General features: G+C 68.3%; 5 protein-coding genes. 4 read left to right on the forward strand and 1 reads right to left on the reverse strand.

Annotated features, from left to right (window positions below; genetic code table 11):
• From flgA to JYJ84_RS30260, 3 genes are all read left to right on the forward strand, one after another.
• The coding region (gene flgA, locus JYJ84_RS30250) for a flagellar basal body P-ring formation chaperone FlgA (RefSeq protein WP_205189865.1) at positions 1-170 on the forward strand (170 nt) is incomplete at its 5' end.
• Between the two features lie 118 nt (positions 171-288).
• The gene (gene flgM, locus JYJ84_RS30255; protein WP_174963043.1) at positions 289-618 is read left to right on the forward strand and encodes a flagellar biosynthesis anti-sigma factor FlgM; all 330 of its coding nucleotides are present in this window, start codon (positions 289-291) and stop codon (positions 616-618) included.
• 70 nt (positions 619-688) lie between these two features.
• On the forward strand, positions 689-1129 hold the full coding sequence (locus JYJ84_RS30260) for a flagella synthesis protein FlgN (RefSeq protein WP_122946461.1): 441 nt from the start codon (positions 689-691) through the stop codon (positions 1127-1129).
• 49 nt (positions 1130-1178) lie between these two features.
• Here the strand turns inward: JYJ84_RS30260 and JYJ84_RS30265 are convergent, their stop codons facing one another.
• Positions 1179-3029 carry a M24 family metallopeptidase gene (locus JYJ84_RS30265; RefSeq protein ID WP_175222432.1) on the reverse strand — a complete coding sequence of 617 codons (1851 nt, stop codon included), beginning with the start codon at positions 3027-3029 and terminating at the stop codon, positions 1179-1181.
• Between the two features lie 426 nt (positions 3030-3455).
• On the opposite strand from JYJ84_RS30265, the gene JYJ84_RS30270 reads away from it, so the two are divergent.
• Positions 3456-4035: helix-turn-helix domain-containing protein (locus JYJ84_RS30270; protein WP_205186351.1), on the forward strand; the 580-nt coding region annotated here is incomplete at its 3' end.

Here is a 4035-nt window from a genome sequence, read left to right on the forward strand (position 1 = left end):
CCGGCCAGACGGTGCGGGTCGTCGCGGCCGGGCCCGGTTTCACGATTTCGGCCGAGGGCAGCGCGCTGGCGAACGCGGCGCCGGGCCAGTCGGTACGGGTGCGGATGGCGGCGGGCCAGATCGTCACGGCGATCGTCAAGGACGCCGGCACCGTGGAAATTCCGCTATAGGGACGGATCTCGCCGCAAGAATGTAAAGAATTGTTTATTCGGAGCATTTCGGGCTCGCGATGCTAAAGTTCGGGCCGACCCGGCCGTTATCTGGGTCAAACCGAACAGGAAACCCATCGTGAAGATCGATTCCACTCCGAACCCGAGCCCCGTGACGCCGACCGGCAACGGCGCGACCCGTGCGCAATCCGGCACGGCCTCGTCTTCGTCCGCGCAGGCGGCCGACGCCGGATCGACTGGCGGCGACACGACCGTGAACCTGTCGGGTCTGTCCGGCCAGTTGCGTTCGGTATCCGCGTCCGGCAACGCCGATATCGACACGGGCCTGGTCCAGTCGATCAAGGACGCGCTGAACAACGGCACGCTGACGATCGACGCGAACAAGATCGCCGACGGCGTATTGAACACCGCCCGCGAGCTGCTGCAGCAGCAGCGCCCGGGCAGCTGAAGCCGGCCTCGCGAGGCCGGTCCCCCCGGTTTGCCGGCGCCACCCGCGCCGGCGCGACGAGCATGACGCGATGAGAGAAGAGCTGCTGGCCACGGTCAACGACGAACACGCGACGGTCGAGGCGTTCGCGTCGCTGCTCGCCTACGAGGAAAAGGCGCTGACGACGGCCGAGCCGCTCGAGATGCTGCCCGGGATCGTCGAAAAGAAAAGCGCGCTGATCGACCGGCTCGCGCAGCTCGAACGCACGCGCGACACGCAGCTTTCCGCACTCGGCTTTCCGTCCGGCAAGAAAGGGATGGACCAGGCCGCCGAACGCGACGCCCGCCTCGCCGGCCGCTGGCAGTTGCTGCAGCAGTCCGCCGAACGCGCGCGCCAGGCCAATGCGAACAACGGGATGCTGATCCGGATCCGGATGGACTACAACGAGCGCGCGCTCGCGGTACTGCGCTCGGCCCCCGCGCCGGCCGGCGTCTACGGCCCCGACGGGCGCGTATCGGTACTCACGCGCTGACCTCGCGCCGCGCGACCGCCCGGCGGCCGCGCCCCTGCCTGCTTCCTCGTTACAACAGCGGACACGCGGTGACCTGCGTGCCGCGCTCCACGCACAGCCGCTCGTAGTCGCGCAGGTACGCGCGCTCGCCGTCGTCCAGCAGGTCGAGATCGATCAGGTCCCAGTCGTAGCCGACCGTCACGATGTTCTCGAACGTCACGGTATCCGGCTGCGCGTCGTCCTGGCGGATGATCACGATGTTCTCGATCCGCACGCCGCCCTTGCCCTGCACGTAGATGCCCGGCTCGACCGAAATCACCGCATTCGGCACGAGCCCGTACTTCGCCCCCGGCGCGAACCGCACGCCGCCCTCGTGTACGTGAATCCCGACACCATGCCCGGTGCCGTGGCCGAAATCGTGGCCGTGGTCGCGGCACACCTGCCGCACGAGCGCATCGACGTCGCCGCCCTTTGCCGTGCTCGGGAAGCGCGTGACGAGCCCCTTGATGCAGGCCTTCAACGCGACCGTGTAGATCTCCCGCTGCCACGGCTGCGCGACCGTATCCGGGCGGGTCCGGCGCAGCACCACGCGCGTGCAGTCCGTCGCGAAGCCGGCTTCGTAATAGGCGCCGCTGTCGAGCAGCACGAGTTCGCCTTCCGTCAGCTCGACGTCGGCGCTCGCCGCCGTGTAGTGCGCGAACGCGCTGTTCGCGCCGTTCGCCGCGATCGACGGAAACGTCAGCGCCACCGCCGAACGCGCGCCGTACGCGTCGTTGATCGCGCGCGCCAGGTCGTATTCGGTATGGCGTGCGCCCGGCTCGCCGGCCTTTGCCCAGCGCATCGTCTCGGCGATCGCCGCGGAACTGCGCGCGAACGCGTCGCGGAACCGGTCGAGCACGGCCGGCGTCTTGCCGGCCCGGATCGCTTCGACCGGGTTGAAGTCGGCATGACGCGCCTGCGGCCATACCCGCTTCACCGCGTCGACGAGCGCGCAGTTCACCGATTCGAAGCCGTAGCACACGTGATCGACCGCGAACCGAGCAAGAAAGCGCTCGAGCGCCGCGACATCGCGCCGGATCACCTGCAGCGCCGGATACGACTCGAGCGTGACCTCGCAGCGGTCGCAGCCTTCCGGCAGGAACAGCGCCACCTGCCCGCCGACCGCGAACAGGAAGCCGAGGTGCGACGACGCATTCGGGATGTGATAGCCACGGCTGTTCAGCAGATACGCGAGGTCGTCCGACGCGCAGGTGAAGAATGCGGTCTTGCCGTCCGGTGCGCCGGTATGCGCGGCGAGCTGGCGGTTCAGCGCGTCGAGGTTCTGCGCGACGCTCAGGCCGGTCATCGATTCAGGCACCTCGAAGATCGGCCGCTCGACGACCCAGCCCGGCAACGCGATTGCGCGATCGATCTCGCGCTCGGCGAGGCTCGTCCAGTCGAGCGACGCGGCCTGCGTCTGTTCGAACAGGCGATCGCGCTGCGCGACGCTGATCCGCAGCGCGTCGTAACCGACCCGCGCGAGCCGGCTCCCGTGCGCGACCAGCCAGTCGGCCATCGCCTGCCAGATCGTCACGTTCATCCCGAGCTTCTCGATGCGCACGCGCGCCGGATCGCACTGCTGCTCGGCCTGCAGGTGATAGCGGCCGTCGACGAACAGCACGAACGGGGGCAGATCGAGCGCCTGCGCGGTCGCCGCGCTCAGGAAGATCCCGCAGCCGGCCGAGCCGTCGAAACCCGACACCGCGTAGCGCGGGTTGTTGGCGAGCGGCAGGTACTCGGTCACGTATTCGTCCTGCGACGTGACCAGCACCGCGTCGAGCCGCGCGGCGTCGAGCAGGCGCGACAGGCCCGCCTGCGTGTCAGCGACGGACGCGTCGTACGGGGGAAGGCCGGAGAAGCTGTATTTCAGTCGATCGATCATCGGAAGCCCGTTTTGCATGATTGTCGGCGGCCGGCGGTGACGCGGCGGGGAGCAAGCCCGAGGCAGGCCTGACACGGCACGGCGCCGCTGCACGGTCGGCGCTCGACCCCGCACGGCGCCGGGCCGCCGCTCCGTTCCGGCGGCAGGCCCTTGAAAAATTTTCGTCCCACTTAACTTTTTTTGATGCGCGCGACAGAATCTAGAGCACGCTGAAATTGAGGTCAAGCCAAAATTTTCGTAGGGCTAAAATCGGCGTGACGCCTGCGCATCGCGGCACAACCCGAATTCGCCCGGCGACGCTGCGCGGTACAATGCGCCGGCATCGCCGTCCCGACGGCCATGCTTCGTGCGATGCGCGGAAATCACTGTCCGGCGGCTGCACCGCCCGTCCGCTCGCCTCCCGATCCGTTGCCACGAAAGAGATTCATGGATTCAGACATCATGCGTATCGGCCAGCGCATTCGCCGCCTGCGCCGGGAAGCGAAGAAGACGCTGCTGGAAGTCGCGACCGAAGCGAAGCTGTCGGTCGGGTTCCTGTCCCAGGTCGAGCGCCACCTCACGGGCATCTCGCTGTCGTCGCTCGTCAACGTCGCGAAGGCACTCGACGTGCCGCTCGGCGCGCTGATCGACCAGCCGCGCCAGCCACAGCCCGACTCGCACGAGGGCAGCCGCAAGCCGTACGCGCTCGACGCCACGTCGCAGTGGTACGAACGCCTCTCCACCACGTTCGACGGCAGCCAGATCAACGCGCTCAAGGTGCAGATGATGGAAGGCTACCGCTCGGAATGGGTGGCGCACGGCGGCGACGAATTCGTGTACGTGCTGGCCGGCCGGATCTGCTACACGGTCGGCAAGAAAGATTACCCGCTGTCGCCCGGCGACTCGCTGCACTTCGACGCGCGCAAGCGGCACCGGGTCGCCAACGTGGGCGACGGGCCGGCCGAGGTGATCGCGGTCGGCACGCTGCCGCTGTTCGACGACCGTGGTGCCGGGTTCGTCTCCGCGA

Origin of the sequence: Burkholderia sp. LMG 13014 (genome assembly GCF_905232215.1) — a bacterium.
Lineage (GTDB): Bacteria > Pseudomonadota > Gammaproteobacteria > Burkholderiales > Burkholderiaceae > Burkholderia.